This window comes from Streptomyces thermocarboxydovorans, assembly GCF_039524635.1.
GTDB classification, from domain to species: Bacteria; Actinomycetota; Actinomycetes; order Streptomycetales; family Streptomycetaceae; genus Streptomyces; species Streptomyces thermocarboxydovorans.
The window spans coordinates 15,372-31,338 of record NZ_BAAAGU010000009.1; the positions used below are offsets into that span (position 1 = coordinate 15,372).

Genomic DNA, 15,967 nt, shown 5'->3' on the forward strand with positions numbered 1-15,967 from the left:
CCCAATCGTGTCCCCCGCCCGGCTAGGGTTGCTGCCCATGTGGCCAGGACAGCAGCCGCCCGGGGGCGAGCAGAACCCGCAGAACAACCCGTACCAGCAGCCGGGGTATCAGCAGCCGAATCCGTATCAGCAGCCCGGATATCAGCAGCCGAACCCGTACTCGGGCCAGCAGCCGCAGTGGGGTGCTCCAGGTCAGCCGGGGGCGCCGCAGCCGCCGCAGGGCGGGGACGGCGGCAACCGGACCAAGCTGGTGGCGATCATCGCGGCGGCCGCCGTGGTCGTGACCGCGGGTGTGACCGGTTTCCTGGTGCTCGGCGGTGATAAGGACGACACGGCGACCAAGAAGGACGGGAAGCCGTCCGCCACCGCGTCCAAGGACTCCTCGGCCGAGCCGAGCACTTCCCCCTCCGACGACAACCCGCGGGGCGGTGAGGAGGAGAAGGCGACCATCCCGGGCTGGAAGGTCGTCGTGAACACCCGCTTCGGCACCAAGTTCGACGTGCCCGCCGACTGGGAGATCGAGAACCCCGGCACCAGCGTGGGCTTCGAATGGAAGGGCGAGGACGGCGAGTGGGAACGCACCACCGTCACCGCCCCCGCCTACCTGAAGTCCAAGTGGTGCACCACCGACGAGGACAAGGACGGCCGCACGGAGGACACCGCCCTCGCCACCGCCGGCACCCGCGGTGAGAACGGCGCCAAGGACACCGAGCAGGCGGCCGAGACCCGCGTCCCGTGGTGGATCTACGGCGGTTACACCGAGCCCGACAAGAAGAGCGTCAAGTTCAGCAAGCCCAAGCCGTACACCACCAAGTCGGGCATCAAGGGCCACGTCGCGACCGCCCACTCGGAGGGCACTCCGCAGAAGGGCAAGTGCGACAGCGAGGGCAAGGCGATCACCTTCGCCTTCAAGAACGGCGCCGGGGACTTCGTCACCTGGAACCTGTACGGGGCCAAGGGCGTGAAGGACGAGATCCCGGAGGCGACCGTGCAGAAGATCCTCAGCACGGTGCGGCTGACCGAGGAGCCCCCGACCGACGAATGACGGACGAGTGACCGACGAGCGCGGCAGGCCCTGCGTGACAGGGCCGCCGCACCGCTCGGTGACCGGTACCTCCCGGGTCCGGTTTGGCAAGTCGGCGGGGCTCCGGCGATAGTCACGGGGTGCCGACCGCCAAGCCCTTCAGCCGCCCGACCTGGGCGGGCCGCAACTACACCCTGCTGACCGCCTCCGCCGTGGTCACGAGCCTCGGCAGCAGCGGTGCGCTGATCGCCGCCGCGTTCGCCGTGCTGGAGGCGGGCGGCGACGGCGGTGACGTCGGTCTGGTGGCCGCCGCGCGCACCGTGCCGCTGGTGCTGTTCCTGCTGATCGGCGGGGCGGTGGCGGACCGGCTGCCCCGGCACCGGGTGATGGTCGCGGCCAACGTGCTGAACTGCGGCTCGCAGGCCGTCTTCGCCGCCCTGGTGCTGGCGGGCGAGCCGCGGCTGTGGCACATGATGCTGCTCAGTGCCCTCGGCGGCACCGGCCAGGCGTTCTTCGGGCCGGCCGCCGAGGGCATGCTGCTGTCCTCGGTGCAGGGCGAGCAGGCGGGCCGGGCGTTCGCCGTGTTCCGCATGGCGATGCAGGGGGCGTCGCTCGGCGGTGCCGCCCTCGGCGGCGCCCTGGTCGCCGCGATCGGACCGGGCTGGGTGCTGGCGGCGGACGCGGCCGCCTTCGCTCTGGCCGCCGCACTGCGCGCCCTCCTCGACGTCCGGCACATCCCGCCGCGCGCCCAGGGCGGCGGGCTGCTGGCCGATCTCCGGGAGGGCTGGCGGGAGTTCACCGGCCGGCCCTGGCTGTGGAGCATCGTCCTGCAGTTCTCCCTCGCCAACGCGGTGGTCGGCGCCGCCGAGGCGGTCTACGGCCCGCTGGTCGCCCGGGACCATCTGGGCGGTGCCGGCCCCTGGGGGCTCGCGCTGGCGTTCTTCGGCGCGGGCACCGTGGTGGGGGCGCTGCTGATGACCCGCTGGAAGCCCCGCCGTCTGCTGCGCACCGGCACCCTGTGCGTGTTCCCCCTCGCCCTGCCGTCCGCGGCGCTCGCCGTGCCGGCGCCGGCTGCGGTGCTGTGCGCGGCGATGTTCGCGACCGGGGTCAGCCTGGAGGTGTTCGGCGTCTCCTGGATGACCGCGCTGCACCAGGAGATCCCCGAGGAGAAGCTGTCCCGCGTCTCGGCCTACGACTGGTTCGGCTCGGTCGCCTTCGTGCCGCTGGCGACCGCCCTGGCCGGCCCGGCCGAGACGGCGTTCGGGCGCCCGCAGGCGCTGTGGGGCTGTGCCGCGCTGATCGTCCTGGCCACGGCCGCGGTGCTGTGCGTGCCCGATGTGCGCCGGCTGCGCCGCCGCACCGTGCACGTGACGGGCACACCCGCGGAGCAGGACGGCGGCTCAGCCGATGCCGAACGCCCCGTCGGGGGGCTCGGGTGAGGGCACGGCGTCCTCGTCCCGCACCGGCCGGGCGCCCCGTATGAACGCGCCGAGCGCGGCGCCGTGCTCGACCCGCGCCGGGAAGGCGTCGGCGGCGGTGAGCCGGCTGAGCGCGGCGATGTCCAGCGGCCGGTGCGAGGCGGCCAGCACCGCGTTGCCGAACCGCCGCCCGCGCAGCATCCCCGGCTCTGCGATCAGCACCAGCTCCCCGAACCGGGTGGCGAGAGTGGCGAGCTGGGAGCGCAGGAAGTCGAAGGGCGCCGCGTCCGGCAGGTTGGCCAGATAGACCCCGTCGTCCCGCAGCACCCGCGCCACCTCGCGCACATGGCCGACGGAGGTGAGGTGCGCGGGCACGCGCGAGCCCCCGAAGACGTCCCCGACCACGACGTCCGCGCTGTCGTCCGGTGCACCCTCCAGCCAGGCCCGCGCGTCCGCCGCGTGCAGCGCGATCGGGGCGCCCTCCGGCAGCGGCAGATGCTCGGCCACCAGCCGCAGCAGCGCACCGTCGGCGTCGACGACGTCCTGCCGCGAGCCGGGCCGGGTCACCGCCACGTACCGGGGCAGGGTGAGCGCCCCGCCGCCGAGGTGCACCACGTCCAGGGCACGCCCGGGCTCGTCGACGACGTCCAGCAGATGCCCGAGCCGCCGCGCGTACTCGAACTCCAGATGGGCGGGATCGTCCAGGTCCACGTAGGACTGCGGCGCCCCGTCCACGGTCAGCAACCAGGCCCGCTCCCGGTCGACATCGGGCATGAGCTTGGCGGTGCCGTGGTCGGTGACCCTGGTGACAGGTACGGCTTCGTTCACCCGCCAATTGTGCCGGGCCCTCGCCACCCATGGCAGCGCGGGGAACCGCACGACCGGCCCCCGGCCGGCCCGCGGTCCCCGCGCACGCCCTGATATGAGGAACTCCCCTCACATCAGGGCGCTTTTTCACAGAACGGTGCTCACCGTCCCGGCGCCGACGGTCCGCCCGCCCTCTCGGATGGCGAACCCGAGCCCGGGCTCCAGCGGGACGGCCCGCCCCAGCTCGACGGTCATCGTCACCGTCTCCCCCGGCCTTGCGACACCCGCCTCACCGAGGTCGATGTCGCCGACCACGTCCGCGGTGCGGATGTAGAACTGCGGCCGGTACCCGGTGGAGACGGGCGTCGTGCGGCCGCCCTCGCGGGCGGACAGCACATACACCTGGGCGGTGAACCGCCGGCGCGGCTCGACGCTGCCCGGCGCGGCCACCACGTGCCCGCGCCGCACGGCGTCCCTCGGCACACCCCGCAGCAGCAGCGCCACGTTGTCCCCGGCCTGCGCCTCCTCCATCGGCTTGCCGAAGGTCTCCAGGCCGGTGACGACCGTCTCCAGGGACGCGCCCAGCACCTCGACCCGCTCGCCGACCCGCACGGTCCCGCGCTCTACCGCACCGGTGACCACGGTGCCGCGCCCGGTGATGGTGAGCATGTTCTCGACGGGCAGCAGGAACGGCGCGTCCAGATACCGCTCCGGCATGGGCACATAGGTGTCCACCGCGTCGAGCAGCGCGTCGATCGAGGCCGTCCACCGGGGGTCGCCCTCCAGCGCCTTCAGCCCCGACACCCGTACCACGGGCACGGAGTCACCGCCGTAGCCGTGCGCGGTGAGCAGGTCGCGGACCTCGAGCTCGACCAGGTCGATCAGCTCCTCGTCCCCCGCGTCGGCCTTGTTGAGGGCGACGACGATGTGGTCGACGCCCACCTGCCGGGCGAGCAGGACGTGTTCGGCGGTCTGCGGCATGATCCCCTCGAGCGCGGAGACGACGAGGATCGCCCCGTCGAGCTGCGCCGCGCCGGTGACCATGTTCTTGACGTAGTCGGCGTGGCCGGGCATGTCGACGTGCGCGTAGTGCCGGGTGTCGGTCTCGTACTCGACGTGCGCGATGTTGATGGTGATGCCGCGGGCGGCCTCCTCCGGCGCCCGGTCGATGCGGTCGAACGGCACGAACGTGCCGGCGCCCCGCTCGGCGAGCACCTTGGTGATGGCGGCGGTCAGGGTCGTCTTGCCGTGGTCGACATGGCCCATCGTGCCGATGTTCAGATGCGGTTTGGTGCGGACGTACGCCGTCTTGGACATGGCGGTACCTCGAAGCCTGGTGAACCTGGTGAAAGGGAAACGGGACCCCGGTCACTCGCCGACCCTCCCCATGCGGGGTCCGCCGGAACGATCCGGGGAGGGTCAGCCTCGGGCGCCGTCGACGGCGGTGAGGAAGCAGCGAACGGCAGCCTTCAGGGCATCCGCGGCGGCGGATGCTGCGACGTGGAAGGCGTACCGGAACATGACGACGATCATCGCGGATGCGTCACGTTCCGTCGAACGATTTATGGGCGCCCGGTCGGCGGCTGACGACTGGTCAGTCGCCGATGTTCTTGAGCGCCTCCCGCACCGACAGCGGCGCGAGCCGGTCCCGGTGCTCGGCGACGAAGGCGCGCACCGCGTCCGGGTCGGTCTTGGCGTACTCGCGCAGGCACCAGCCGACGGCCTTGCGGATGAATAAGTCGGGGTGCCCGGCCCGGCGCAGGCAGTAGCCGAAGAGCCGGCCGGTGTCGGTGCGCGCCTTGTAGCGCAGCTGGTGGAGCAGGGCGGTGCGGGCGAGCCACAGGTCGTCGTCGCCGGCCCACTCGTCCATGACGTCCTTGAGCTTGGGGTCGGCGGCGACCAGCGGGCCGACGACATGGACGGCGAGCAGGTCGACGGTGTCCCACCAGGGGTCGGTGGTGATCAGATGCCGGACGACGGGCAGGAAGCCGGAGGAGCAGTGGCGCACCTGGCGGCGCAGCCAGTCCACCGCGAAGTACCGGTACTCCCGCTCGGGCAGCTCCCAGCAGCGCAGGGCGATCGCGGTGCAGTCGGTCTCGTCGGGGCGGGGCAGCCCTCGCACCACGGTCCGGTCCAGGGCGCGGCGGACCGGCGAGCTCAGCCCCAGGAAGGGCGAGACGTCCTTCATGCAGGCCCGCATCGCCGCCGCCCGCTCCGGGTCCGCGGCGGGCGCGTAGGCGGCGGTGAGCCGCTCCAGCACGGTGTCCGCGAGCGGGCCGGCCGGAATGCGCGGCGCGCGCTTCCCTGTGACACCCATGAGACGCAGACTACGGCGATCACAGACATATGTCGGTTAGTGTCACCGGATGCTCGATGCCACCACCCGCTCTGGCGGCACCGCCGCGGCCTCTCCCCGGGCCACGGCGACGACAGCGACCACAGCGACCGAGCTCGCCGTCCCCGAGGGCGCGCTCGCCACGGTTCCTCCGGCGCCCTTCGCGGCGCGCTGCGCCAGAGCCCTGCTCTCGCCCTGGTCGCGGCTGACCCTGCTGGTCGTGCTGCTGGCCTCCGCCGCGGCGGCGGTGCTGGTCTTCGAGCCGCAGAGACTGCTGACGAACGGCTGGCCGCCGCACCTGTCCGGAGCGGCGGCCGTGGTGGCCTACGCGGTGGCGTACGGCGCCTGCACGGTGGCGTTCGTGCCGCGCCCGCTGCTGAACCTGGCGGCCGGCGCGCTGTTCGGCACCCAGCTGGGTCTGGGTTCCGCGCTGGCGGGCACGGTGCTCGGGGCAGGGCTCGCGTTCTGTCTGGGGCGGGCGCTCGGCCAGGACGCGCTGCGCCCGCTGCTGCGCGGGCGGCTGCTGAAGGCGGCGGACCATCAGCTCAGCCGGCACGGCTTCCGTTCGATGCTGGCCACCCGGCTGTTCCCGGGCGTACCCTTCGCGGCGGCCAACTACTGTGCCTCGGTCTCCCGGATGGGTCTGACGCCCTTTCTGCTGGCGACGGCGCTCGGCTCGATCCCGAACACCGCCGCCTATGTCGTCGCCGGCGCCCGCGCCTCGGCGCCGACCTCGCCCGCCTTTCTGATCGCGCTGGCCTGCATCGCCGTGCCGGCGCTCGCCGGTGCCGTGGTGGCCTGGCGCAAGCGGCACCGGCTGCGCGGGCACTGAGGGCTCGCGTCGCCCGGGCCTCCGAGGCCGAGGTGCGGACCGGGCGCCGATCTGTCGACCCGGGCTGATCTGCGGCCCGGGCCTTCCCCTCAGACCGCCTCGAGGATCATCGCGTTGGCGAGTCCGCCGGCCTCGCACATGGTCTGCAGGCCGTAGCGGGCGCCGCGTGCGCGCATCGCGTGGACCAGGGTGGTGGTGAGCCGGGTGCCGCTGGCGCCCAGCGGATGGCCGAGCGCGATCGCGCCGCCGTGCACATTGACCTTGGCGAGATCGGCGCCGGTCTCCTGCTGCCAGGCCAGGACGACGCTGGCGAACGCCTCGTTGACCTCGAACAGATCGATGTCGTCGATGGTCAGGCCGGCGCGGCGCAGGACCTTCTCGGTGGCCGGGACCACGCCGGTGAGCATCAGCAGCGGGTCGGAGCCGGTGACGGCGAAGCTGTGCAGCCGGGCCAGCGGGCGCAGGCCGAGGCGGGCGGCCGTCTCGCTGGAGGTGATGAGCACGGCGGAGGCGCCGTCGTTGACGGGGCTGGCGTTGCCCGCCGTGATGTTCCACTCGATCTGCGGGAAGCGCTCGGCGAACGCCGGGTCGTGGTAGGCGGGCTTGAGACCGGCCAGCACCTCCGGACCGGTGTCCGGCCGGACGCTCTCGTCCCGGGTCAGGCCCTCGAGCGGTGCGACCTCGGCGTCGAACAGGCCGGTGTCCCAGGCCGCCGTCGCCTTGCGGTGCGAGGAGACGGCGAAGGCGTCCATCCGCTCGCGGGTGAGGGACCACTTGGCGGCGATCAGCTCGGCGCTGACGCCCTGCGGGACCAGGCCCTCGGGGTAGCGCTCGGCGACACCGGGCCCGAACGGGTCGGCCCCGGGCGGCACGTTGGACCACATCGGGACGCGGCTCATCGACTCCACGCCGCAGGCGACGACCAGGTCGTACGCCCCCGACATGACGCCCTGGGCGGCGAAGTGCACGGCCTGCTGGGAGGAGCCGCACTGGCGGTCCACGGTGGTGGCCGGCACCGACTCCGGGAAGCCGGCCGACAGTACGGCGTAGCGGGTGGTGTTCATGGCCTGCTCGCCGACCTGGTCGACGGTGCCGCCGATCACGTCGTCGATCAGGTCGGGGTCGACCCCGGACCTCTCGACGAGGGTCCGCAGCGTGTGGGCGAGGAGTTCGACGGGGTGGACGTGGGCGAGGGCGCCGTTGGGCTTGCCCTTGCCGATCGGGGTACGTACGGCTTCGACGACGACTGCGTCACGCATGGTGCGGGCCTCCTTGGCCGTCCGGGCGGTGACCGGAGCACCGGCCGTTCCTGCCGGCCGATGCGGTGACCGTGACGATCTGGCGATATATCGATCTGGGCGTTCTGGCGATTACCGATGAGTAGGAAATCTGGACCCACCATAACCGGGTGGGTTGGAAAATCCAACCCTCACCTAGACTTGCCGCCATGGCCGCCTCCAAGGAACCGCGCCCCTGTTCGATCGCCGACACGCTCGCCCTGGTCGGCGAGAAGTACTCCCTGCTTGTGCTGCGCGAGGTGTGCCTCGGCAACGGCCGGTTCGACCAGCTCGCCCGCAACATCGGCGCGCCGCGCGACATCCTGGCCACGCGACTGAAGCGGCTGGTGGAGGCCGGGATCCTGACCAAGCGGCTGTACAGCGAGCGCCCGCAGCGCTTCGAGTACCGGCCCACCGCGGCGGGACTGGAGCTGGAGCCCGTGCTGATGACGCTGATGGACTGGGGCAACCGCCATCTGCGGCCGGACGGCGACCGGCCCATGGTGCTGGAGCACAGCTGCGGCGAGGATCTGGTCCCGGTCGTCACCTGCCGCGCCTGCGGCGAGCCGGTGCGCCACGAGGATCTGACGCCCCGTCCGCAGGCACCCGGGTGGACGGTGAGCGGCCCGACGGCCGCCTGAACCGCGGGCTGTGGCCCGGACTCACCCGTCCACTCCGCCGTCACCCGCCGGACGACGCCGCCTGGGTCGCCGTACCGGGGTTGTTCACCTCGGGACGCTACGCTGCCCCCGGCACGCCCGATCATCAGTCACCGCGCAAGCGGCAGCCCGGTGTGCCCGTCGCCCGTTCCACGACCGGCACTTGGACTCCGCTACCTCATGTCTTGGTTTGAATCCCTCATCCTCGGACTCGTCCAGGGGCTGACCGAGTTCCTCCCCATCTCCTCCAGCGCGCACCTGCGGCTGACCGCCGCCTTCTCGGGCTGGGAGGACCCCGGCGCCGCCTTCACCGCCATCACCCAGATCGGCACGGAGACGGCGGTGCTGATCTACTTCCGCAAGGACATCGGTCGCATCCTGACGGCCTGGACACGGTCGCTGACGGACAAACAGATGCGCCGGGACAACGACGCCCGGATGGGCTGGCTGGTCATCGTCGGCTCCATCCCCATCGGCGTGCTCGGGGTGACGCTCAAGGACCAGATCGAGGGCCCGTTCCGCGATCTGCGGCTCACCGCGGCCATGCTGATCGGCATGGGCATCGTCCTCGGCGTCGCCGACCGGCTGGCGGCGCGGGACGAGAGCGGGGGCCGGCACCGAGCGGCCAAGCGGCGCAAGGAGCTGACCGAACTGACCGTCAGGGACGGTCTGATCTACGGCGTCTGCCAGGCCATGGCGCTCGTCCCGGGTGTCTCCCGCTCGGGCGCCACCATCAGCGGCGGCCTGTTCATGGGCTACCGCCGCGAGGCCGCGGCCCGCTACTCGTTCCTGCTGGCGATCCCGGCGGTGCTCGCCTCCGGCCTGTTCGAGCTGAAGGACGCCGCCGAGGGCGGCCATGTCTCCTGGGGCCCGACCGTGTTCGCCACGGTGATCGCCTTCGGCACGGGGTACCTGGTGATCGCCTGGTTCATGAAATTCATCTCTACGAAGAGCTTCATGCCGTTCGTCTGGTACCGCATCGCGCTGGGCGTTGTGGTGATTGCGCTGGTCAGCGCAGGTGTGCTGAGTCCTCATGCGGGCGAATCCGGGAGCTAGCAGTGCGTGTTCGCGCTGGTTCCTGTCAGCCTAGTTGCGTAGATTTTCGCGCAGTATCTCGCAGGAACGCGTAGCTGGGTGCAGCAATTTGGGGCCTATTTCTCCCACCCTTCTCCCATGGGCGTCGTATTGAATGAGTGGAGCCACCCTCCGGGCCGCTACTTGGGAGGTAGGTCCTGCGGCCCGGAGGGTGGCACCACAAACCAGCGATCGGCGCCGATTCGACCACTGGTCGCTCTGGAAGCGCTGAGCCCGCTGCAGGGGTGGCTCTTCATGTGTGTCTGCCTCTCCTGCTTCCCTGTGCATCGGATGACCCACGGCGCAGGGCTTCGGTTCACCCGAAAGAGCGAACGCGCGTTCGATTCATGGACACTATACGAGGCCCTGCGGCATATGTCAGACCGAAGAGCTGTCGGTGCGGTGCAGCGAGACTCACTCCATGATCGAAAAGTGCCTCAAATCTGCTGCTGACTTATGATCATGATCCGTAAGACGTTGGCCGGGTGCCAGCCGAACTTCCCGAGTGGGTCCCAGCGGCCCGCAGGGCCGTCGGCGACCGCATCCGCGTGAGACGACTCCACCAAAACCTCACCCAGGAGTCCCTCGCCCACACCGCCGGCATCGACCGGTCGACGATCCAGCGCATGGAGGCCGGGCACGAGATGAAGTTGAGCCACCTCCTGCTGGTGGCCCACGCGCTGCGGATTCACGTCACAGACCTCCTGCACGGGTGACTGCACCGCTACGGCCGCGTCCTGACCGGGGACTATTGAAACTCAGTCAACAGCACCTTAATGACCTTGTGAAGTGGGTGCGCACCCCGATCACTGCACGTCAATGCTTTGGCCAGCGATTTATGTGTGCCACACCCGGTCCATCGCGGCGTCGGCCACCTCGCGCCAGGCGGCGTACAGATCCTCGGCCTGCTGGCAGGGCGGTCCGTCGACACCCCGGCAGGTGTCGCACACGTTCAGCGTGTGGTCGACGTACCGCTGCCACGCCTCCTGTGGCGGCGACAGCCTGCTTGCCGCGGCGGCGACCGGGGGTGGCGGGCGTCTTCCCGCGGGCGCCTGGGGGTCTCTACGCTCGTCCACGCTGACGGCTCCCTTGCAGCTGTCGGCCAGCCCCCGGGCCGTGTGCGCGGTCGCGGGGGCACCTGCAATTTCAAGATACCCGCGCGGGATAAGCGGTATAGGTCGTATGGGTCGTCTGATCTCGCGTGTTCGGCTGGTCCCGCCTAGCGTCCGAGATCATGAAATGGGAGCCGGACATTCCGAGGTGGCGGCAGGTGTACGCCGTGATGTCGGAGCGCATCCTCGACGGCACCTACCCGCCCGGCGGCCGGCTCCCCTCCGCGATGGCAGTGTGCGACGAGTTCGGCATCAGCCAGGTCACCGCCAAGCGTGTACTGAAGGAGCTCCGGCAGGCCGGGCTGGCAGAGATGCAGCCGGGTATCGGGACGTTCGTGACCGAGCTCCCCCAGCCGCCGGGCGGGAACTCATAGCGGCTTGTCGGAGGCCGCCGATACGATCGACGGCATGTCTCCCGTCCCGCCTGACCAGGGCCTCGTGCGGCCGTCTGCCGTGGTGGATGCGGAGATCCGTGCCCTGCTGCAGGAGACGGGCGGCTGGCTGTGGGGGCCGACCCGTGAGCGGTACGAGGAGCTGCGGGACGAGTGGGTGCAGGCGGTGCGCGCCGAGGTGACGACCGCGGCGTGACAGCAGTCCGCCCCCGGTCCGGCGCTGTACGGGCGGGGGCGGCTTCAGCACGCAGCCAGCATGGGCTGATAGATGCGGCCAGTCTACGAGCAGGTGGGCCGCACCACGATCAGATGCTCGCGGCCAGGAACGGTCTTGTGCGGCAGCTCGAGGCTGGGCAGCGTGTATCGGCCGCCGCAGGAGCAGACGAACTCCTTCAGTCCGGTCGGCAGGCAGACAACCATCCCGGAGGGGTGGATGACGGGCCGGACGATGGGCTTGAGCTTCATTTCATGAATCATGGCGGCAGCGTGCCACCCACCGCGACAAGATCATTCCGGAGGCGTCCGCCCGGACAGCGTGAGCGCCCCGCTGCTGGGGGGGCAGGGGGCGCTCGGACGGTGGCGGTCGCGCCCGCGGCCTCGGGCCATCGCCTCTGAGCACCGTCCGCGGCCGGCGCGTCAGCAGCAAACCCAGGATGCCAGAAGGCCCGCCACGACGGGGGACTTGCGTGACGGGCCTATGAGCAGTGTGGCACGGGGAGGGCGGCTACAGGCCGATGTCCTCCGATGCGGCGTCGGTCCACTTGTCGGCTTCGCGGATGTACCCCCAGAAGGCGGGGCTGTTCTCGGCGTGGCCGGACTGCTCGCGGATCTTCTCCTCTCGCTTCCCGGCCCGCCGACTGGTGGTGATGAATCCGGCTCGCATGCTGTGGCCGGTGAGGCGGACGGTGAGGCCGGCGCGTTCGGCGTTGCGGGCGATGATCTCGCGGACGGCTTCGGGTGAGAGGGCGTGGTTGCCGAGGCGGCCGTGGACGGTGATGGGCAGGAAGGCGGGGCCGGTGGTGATGCCTGCGGCGGCGCGCCAGGTGAGCCAGGCGCGGACGGTAGGCGGGCATCGAGCCGCCACGGACGTAGCCGGGGAAGAGGACAACGCAGGGCGAATAGCGGTACCTACGGCGTGGCGCAGGACAGCGAGTAGAGCGGGGGGAACGTGTCGGCAGATTGGTCGTACCGTCCGAGCATGAGCACTCCGAAGACCATCTACAGCCAGTCCGAAGCCCGCCGGCTCCGCGCCCACCCCTGCATTCACTGCGGCAAGATGAGTCGCGTCGACCGTAGGCCCTTGAGCGACATGAGTGGCAGCGTCGATCCTGACGTGTCCGTCCTCTGGTACTGCCCGGATGCTCTCTGCGCCGGGCACGACGGCTTCTCGATCGAGAGTCAGTAGGCTGACGCAGCGGCGCCCCGCCCACTTTCCCTGGGCGGGGCGCCGTTCTGTGGTCGGTGTCCTCACTTCTCTCTTTCGAGGTAGCGGTAGATGGTGGTGCGGGCGACGCCGAGTTCGTTGGCGATGTCCTGCACGGTGTGCTTGCGCTTGCCGTCTTCGCCCAGCTCGTCGTACATCTCCTGCGCGAGCTTGATCTGTCGCGGCTTGAGTGCCTGCTTCCTGCCGCCGACCCGACCGCGCGCCCGGGCGGCTTCCAGGCCGTCGCGGGTGCGCTCAACGATGAGAGCTCGCTCGAACTCGGCGATGGCCCCCAGGATCTGAAAGAACATCCGGCCCGCCGGGGTGCTGGTGTCGATGCCCTGGCTCAGGACGACGAGGTTGACGCCCTTCTTGTCCAGCTGCTCAGACAACTCGATGAGGTTCTTCAGGGAGCGGCCGAGACGGTCGAGCTTGGTGATGACGAACTCGTCTCCCTCACGCGCGGCGATGAGGGCCTTGTCGAGTTCGGGCCGGGAGGCGAGCTTGCCGGATGCCTTGTCGACGAAGACGGGGTCGCAGCCGGCTTCCTTGAGAGCGTCCTCCTGTGCGTCTGGGTTCTGGTCGCGCGTGGAGACGCGGCCGTATCCGATTCTCATAGACCTAGCGTAGCGATTCCGAGGCCTTTGTGCGACATAGTTAGGGACACGGGTTTACGTCATTCTCGTGCTGCAGGAACACAGTTGGCCGACCACCTGACGGCAGACGGTCGTTTCTCGACGCCTGCCCCAGAGGGTCGGGCGCTGCTGACAACCCGCCCCGCCTTCGGCAGACTCGCGACCCAAGCAGGCGACGAGAGGGCGGACATGGTGGAGCGAAGGTACGACCAGCTGCAGGCGAGGGCGCTCAACACCCTGGACGACACCTATGCAGAGGAGAACGGGTCTGCCGACCAAGCGGCGCTCCTTGCCCGGGCCCAGGTGCATGCGCTCCTGGCGGTCGGCGCTGCGATCAAGGATCTGGCCGTGGCGATCCGCGAGGGCCGCTGAGCGCGGCAACGGGCCCCACTCCTTGGTGGGAGCGGGGCCCGGATATGGCATGTTATCGAGAGTCCATCACCCCAACTCCGTGAGCCCGCACAGCAGTACGCCCCCACCGCCGAAGCGGTGGGGGCGTCTGTCATGCGGGTTCGTCGTCGGGTGGCGGCCAGCCGGCCGGTTCCAGGAACGGCTGCGGGGACGGGGCGGGGACGGGTGGCGGCTCCTCGCGGCCGAGGCGGACGAGGGATTGGATGTCTGCGGCGGTGTCGTCGCGGCGCGGCGGCCGCTCGCGCGCTTCAGGCATGATGCCTCCTACAGATACTCGCGGCGGTGCGGGTCGAGTCCGGCAGCCAGAGGCAGCGGCAGACCTCCACCGCCACCACCGTCGCTGGGACGGCAGGTGTAGCGCGTAGAGCCGTCCCCGTCGGGGGTGCACTCGTAGGTGGTGCCGCGGTACTCGAACGTCCAGCCCGACGGCGGCGGACCGGCTGGCCCTCGCTCGCCGGCTGGCCCCTGGGGTCCGGCCGGCCCGGGATCGCCCTGGGGTCCCTGCGGTCCGGGCTCTCCCGCTTCGCCGTTTGCTCCCGGCTCGCCGTCGGATCCGGGTGCGCCGGGCGGTCCGGGCTGGCCCGGCTCTCCGTCCTCTCCTGCCTGCCCCGGCTGTCCGGGTGATCCGGATGGGCCTGGGGAGCCCGGCTCGCCGGAGTCTCCTGGCTCGCCCGGATCTCCCGGGTCGCCCTTCGGGCCGCGCACGGACTGGCCGGGCTCGCCGCGGGATCCGGGCGGTCCGGCCACAGGGGACTCACCAAGGCGCTGCACTTGTGCGGCGAGCGCGTCGCGAGCCTGGTTGGCGGTGTGGAGTTCGTGCGTGAGTCCTTGGACGCTGAGCACGATCCACGCGAAGGCGCCCCCAATAACGAGTGCGCCGGTCACGGCGAGGATGTCGCCGCGCCGCCAGCGTCGTTCCTCCTTGCGGAGTTCTGCACGTGTCACGATCACGCCCCCCGCACGAGGAGAATCACCACCGGCAGCAGGATGCCGACGAGTGGCACGATCACGGCGCCGACGAGCCAGCGGCGGGTGGCGACGAGCTTCTCGGCGTCTTTCTCCCGGAGGGTCTCCAGGGTGGTGACGCGGGCGCTGAGGGATTCGTGTCGCAGGTCGTAGATGCGCTGGTCGACCTTCTCGTCAAGGCGGCGCCCGAGCTGCTGTATGTCGTCGCGTAGGTCGACGACCCGATCCTCGAAGCGCCGGACCACCTCGCCGAGGGTCGGCTCGTCCACAGGTGGCTCCGATCAGATGGCCCGCGGCGGCTCGGCGGTGGCCGGTGTCGACGGGCCGGACGGGGTGACCTGGCCGCGGGTGAGCAGCGCGAGGCCGGCGAGGACGACGGCGTTGATGGCGCCGACCTTCTCCGCCGACAGCTCGAGGCCGTAGGCGGCGAGGAGCGCGGCGACGGCGGCGACGAGACCGGTGAACGCGGACGGCGCGATCGGGCGGGTGACGGCGGCCGTGGCCGCGGCGAACACGGCGCTGATGACGGCGACGATCGCACCCGCCTGCTCGGCGGACAGCCCGAACTGGAAGGTGACCAGCAGGGACAGGGCGGCGCTGATCGTGGCGATGAGGAGAGCCGGTTCACGGCCGAAGATCTTCATGAGGGTTCCTGACTCGAGTGGGTTACGCGGTGACCTTGAATCCGTAGCGGTCACCGAGCTGGGTGAGCGACGTCTTGCCGGGGATGCCGTCGGCGTCGCTGCCGCGGTAGCCGAGGTGGCGCTGCCAGGCCGCGTAGGCGGCCACGGTGGTGGTGCCGTAGTGCCCATCGCTGTAGCGCTTGGAGAGAAGGCCCTGGTCGACGAGGGCGGCCTCCACGGTGCGCACGCCCGCATAGGTGACGGGCTGGCCGGACGCCTGCGGATTGGTGCGGGCAGCGGCGATCAGCTGCGAGAGGTCGACCACGGGACGCCGCGGCGTCGGCAGGGGTGCGGGCGTCGGCGTCTTACCTCCGAGCCGGTCCCCGATCCGATCCCGCATCGAGTCCATAGTGAAGCCGCGGGGGTCGACCTTCCCGGGCTGCCACTCCAGGTGCCCGATCACCGACCGCTCGTTCCAGCCGTGCGCGCGGCAGATCGCGGCGGCCACCTTCTCGATGGCCTCCAGCTGGGCGGCGGGCCAGGGGTCTTCGCCGTCGCCGAGGTTCTCGCACTCGAAGCCGTAGAAGTGCCGGTTCCCGTCGACGGTGGCCTGGTTGTCGGCGGGCGGCTTCTTCTCGGCGATGACTGCGGCGAGGACGTCGGGGTCGCCGAGTCCGGCGTGGTTGGTGCGGCCGTAGCCGACGAGATGGACCTTGCCGTCCTTGGCGATGACGCCGGTGCACAGCGGGCCGGGGAGGGTGCTGTGGCCGCGGCGGCACAGGTCGACGGTGTTGGCGGTGCCCTTGGTGACGGTGTGGTGGATCATCACGCCGTGCACGGGTCCCCAGGGGCCCTTCTGGTTGCGGTTGTGCGTCTCCCAGTTGCCGACTTCGACAACCTGCACGCCCTCGTTGTGGAGGGCGGCGAGGAACGCGGACGCGGACAGGGGTGTGGCCATGCGGGCTCCATCGGGGCGCGG

22 protein-coding genes are annotated in these 15,967 nt (G+C 71.0%); 10 read left to right on the forward strand and 12 right to left on the reverse strand.

Features of this window, described 5'->3' with window-relative positions; all coding sequences use genetic code 11:
* Nucleotides 1-37: 37 nt before the first annotated feature.
* Together ABD198_RS05740 and ABD198_RS05745 are read left to right on the forward strand one after the other, a co-directional pair.
* On the forward strand, nt 38-1,045 hold the full coding sequence (locus tag ABD198_RS05740; RefSeq protein ID WP_343998267.1) for a DUF8017 domain-containing protein: 1,008 nt from the start codon (nt 38-40) through the stop codon (nt 1,043-1,045).
* Nucleotides 1,046-1,164: 119 nt separating this feature from the next.
* Nucleotides 1,165-2,463 (forward strand): MFS transporter, encoded by a 1,299-nt coding sequence (locus tag ABD198_RS05745; RefSeq protein WP_343998268.1) that lies wholly within the window; start codon nt 1,165-1,167, stop codon nt 2,461-2,463.
* Here ABD198_RS05745 and ABD198_RS05750 read toward each other — a convergent pair.
* From ABD198_RS05750 to ABD198_RS05760, 3 genes are all read right to left on the reverse strand, one after another.
* Entirely contained in the window at nt 2,425-3,270 is an 846-nt protein-coding gene (locus ABD198_RS05750) for a spermidine synthase (protein ID WP_343998269.1), read from the reverse strand. The genes ABD198_RS05745 and ABD198_RS05750 overlap by 39 nt on opposite strands.
* Before the next feature lie 126 nt (nt 3,271-3,396).
* Nucleotides 3,397-4,566, reverse strand: coding sequence for an elongation factor Tu (gene tuf / locus ABD198_RS05755; RefSeq protein WP_343998270.1), 1,170 nt, complete (start codon nt 4,564-4,566; stop codon nt 3,397-3,399).
* A 277-nt stretch (nt 4,567-4,843) separates the two neighbouring features.
* Nucleotides 4,844-5,566, reverse strand: a complete 723-nt coding sequence (locus ABD198_RS05760) for a DNA alkylation repair protein (RefSeq protein ID WP_343998271.1) — start codon at nt 5,564-5,566, stop codon at nt 4,844-4,846.
* 49 nt (nt 5,567-5,615) lie between these two features.
* Between ABD198_RS05760 and ABD198_RS05765 the strand changes: the two genes are divergently transcribed.
* Nucleotides 5,616-6,416 (forward strand): TVP38/TMEM64 family protein, encoded by an 801-nt coding sequence (locus ABD198_RS05765; protein ID WP_343998272.1) that lies wholly within the window; start codon nt 5,616-5,618, stop codon nt 6,414-6,416.
* An 89-nt stretch (nt 6,417-6,505) separates the two neighbouring features.
* On the opposite strand, the gene ABD198_RS05770 is transcribed toward ABD198_RS05765, so the two are convergent.
* A complete protein-coding gene (locus ABD198_RS05770; protein WP_343998273.1) occupies nt 6,506-7,675 on the reverse strand; it encodes a thiolase family protein in 1,170 nt (389 codons plus the stop codon).
* Nucleotides 7,676-7,863: 188 nt separating this feature from the next.
* Here ABD198_RS05770 and ABD198_RS05775 point away from each other — a divergent pair, with 188 nt between their 5' ends.
* From ABD198_RS05775 to ABD198_RS05785, 3 genes are all read left to right on the forward strand, one after another.
* Nucleotides 7,864-8,334 (forward strand): winged helix-turn-helix transcriptional regulator, encoded by a 471-nt coding sequence (locus tag ABD198_RS05775; protein WP_343998274.1) that lies wholly within the window; start codon nt 7,864-7,866, stop codon nt 8,332-8,334.
* Between the two features lie 198 nt (nt 8,335-8,532).
* Nucleotides 8,533-9,408 (forward strand): undecaprenyl-diphosphate phosphatase, encoded by an 876-nt coding sequence (locus ABD198_RS05780; protein WP_343998275.1) that lies wholly within the window; start codon nt 8,533-8,535, stop codon nt 9,406-9,408.
* 503 nt (nt 9,409-9,911) lie between these two features.
* Nucleotides 9,912-10,142 carry a helix-turn-helix domain-containing protein gene (locus ABD198_RS05785; RefSeq protein WP_343998276.1) on the forward strand — a complete coding sequence of 77 codons (231 nt, stop codon included), beginning with the start codon at nt 9,912-9,914 and terminating at the stop codon, nt 10,140-10,142.
* A gap of 120 nt (nt 10,143-10,262) precedes the next feature.
* Here the strand turns inward: ABD198_RS05785 and ABD198_RS05790 are convergent, their stop codons facing one another.
* Nucleotides 10,263-10,502 carry a hypothetical protein gene (locus tag ABD198_RS05790; protein WP_343998277.1) on the reverse strand — a complete coding sequence of 80 codons (240 nt, stop codon included), beginning with the start codon at nt 10,500-10,502 and terminating at the stop codon, nt 10,263-10,265.
* 158 nt (nt 10,503-10,660) lie between these two features.
* On the opposite strand from ABD198_RS05790, the gene ABD198_RS05795 reads away from it, so the two are divergent.
* Complete coding sequence (locus ABD198_RS05795) at nt 10,661-10,912, forward strand: winged helix-turn-helix domain-containing protein (RefSeq protein ID WP_343998278.1); 252 nt, start codon at nt 10,661-10,663, stop codon at nt 10,910-10,912.
* A 34-nt stretch (nt 10,913-10,946) separates the two neighbouring features.
* A complete protein-coding gene (locus ABD198_RS05800) occupies nt 10,947-11,126 on the forward strand; it encodes a hypothetical protein (RefSeq protein ID WP_343998279.1) in 180 nt (59 codons plus the stop codon).
* 83 nt (nt 11,127-11,209) lie between these two features.
* Here ABD198_RS05800 and ABD198_RS05805 read toward each other — a convergent pair whose 3' ends face one another.
* On the reverse strand, nt 11,210-11,395 hold the full coding sequence (locus tag ABD198_RS05805; RefSeq protein WP_343998280.1) for a hypothetical protein: 186 nt from the start codon (nt 11,393-11,395) through the stop codon (nt 11,210-11,212).
* 259 nt (nt 11,396-11,654) lie between these two features.
* Nucleotides 11,655-12,014, reverse strand: a complete 360-nt coding sequence (locus ABD198_RS05810) for a site-specific integrase (protein ID WP_343998281.1) — start codon at nt 12,012-12,014, stop codon at nt 11,655-11,657.
* A 114-nt stretch (nt 12,015-12,128) separates the two neighbouring features.
* Here ABD198_RS05810 and ABD198_RS05815 point away from each other — a divergent pair, with 114 nt between their 5' ends.
* Nucleotides 12,129-12,335, forward strand: a complete 207-nt coding sequence (locus ABD198_RS05815) for a hypothetical protein (RefSeq protein ID WP_343998282.1) — start codon at nt 12,129-12,131, stop codon at nt 12,333-12,335.
* A 62-nt stretch (nt 12,336-12,397) separates the two neighbouring features.
* Here the strand turns inward: ABD198_RS05815 and ABD198_RS05820 are convergent, their stop codons facing one another.
* A complete protein-coding gene (locus tag ABD198_RS05820) occupies nt 12,398-12,970 on the reverse strand; it encodes a recombinase family protein (RefSeq protein ID WP_343998283.1) in 573 nt (190 codons plus the stop codon).
* 84 nt (nt 12,971-13,054) lie between these two features.
* Between ABD198_RS05820 and ABD198_RS05825 the strand changes: the two genes are divergently transcribed.
* Entirely contained in the window at nt 13,055-13,360 is a 306-nt protein-coding gene (locus ABD198_RS05825; protein ID WP_343998284.1) for a hypothetical protein, read from the forward strand.
* Nucleotides 13,361-13,490: 130 nt separating this feature from the next.
* On the opposite strand, the gene ABD198_RS05830 is transcribed toward ABD198_RS05825, so the two are convergent.
* From ABD198_RS05830 to ABD198_RS05845, 4 genes are all read right to left on the reverse strand, one after another.
* Complete coding sequence (locus ABD198_RS05830; protein WP_343998285.1) at nt 13,491-13,655, reverse strand: hypothetical protein; 165 nt, start codon at nt 13,653-13,655, stop codon at nt 13,491-13,493.
* Nucleotides 13,656-14,346: 691 nt separating this feature from the next.
* Nucleotides 14,347-14,634, reverse strand: a complete 288-nt coding sequence (locus ABD198_RS05835) for a hypothetical protein (protein WP_343998286.1) — start codon at nt 14,632-14,634, stop codon at nt 14,347-14,349.
* A gap of 12 nt (nt 14,635-14,646) precedes the next feature.
* Nucleotides 14,647-15,009 (reverse strand): hypothetical protein, encoded by a 363-nt coding sequence (locus ABD198_RS05840; RefSeq protein WP_343998287.1) that lies wholly within the window; start codon nt 15,007-15,009, stop codon nt 14,647-14,649.
* Nucleotides 15,010-15,031: 22 nt separating this feature from the next.
* Nucleotides 15,032-15,946, reverse strand: coding sequence for an N-acetylmuramoyl-L-alanine amidase (locus ABD198_RS05845; RefSeq protein WP_343998288.1), 915 nt, complete (start codon nt 15,944-15,946; stop codon nt 15,032-15,034).
* Between the last annotated feature and the right edge of the window lie 21 nt (nt 15,947-15,967).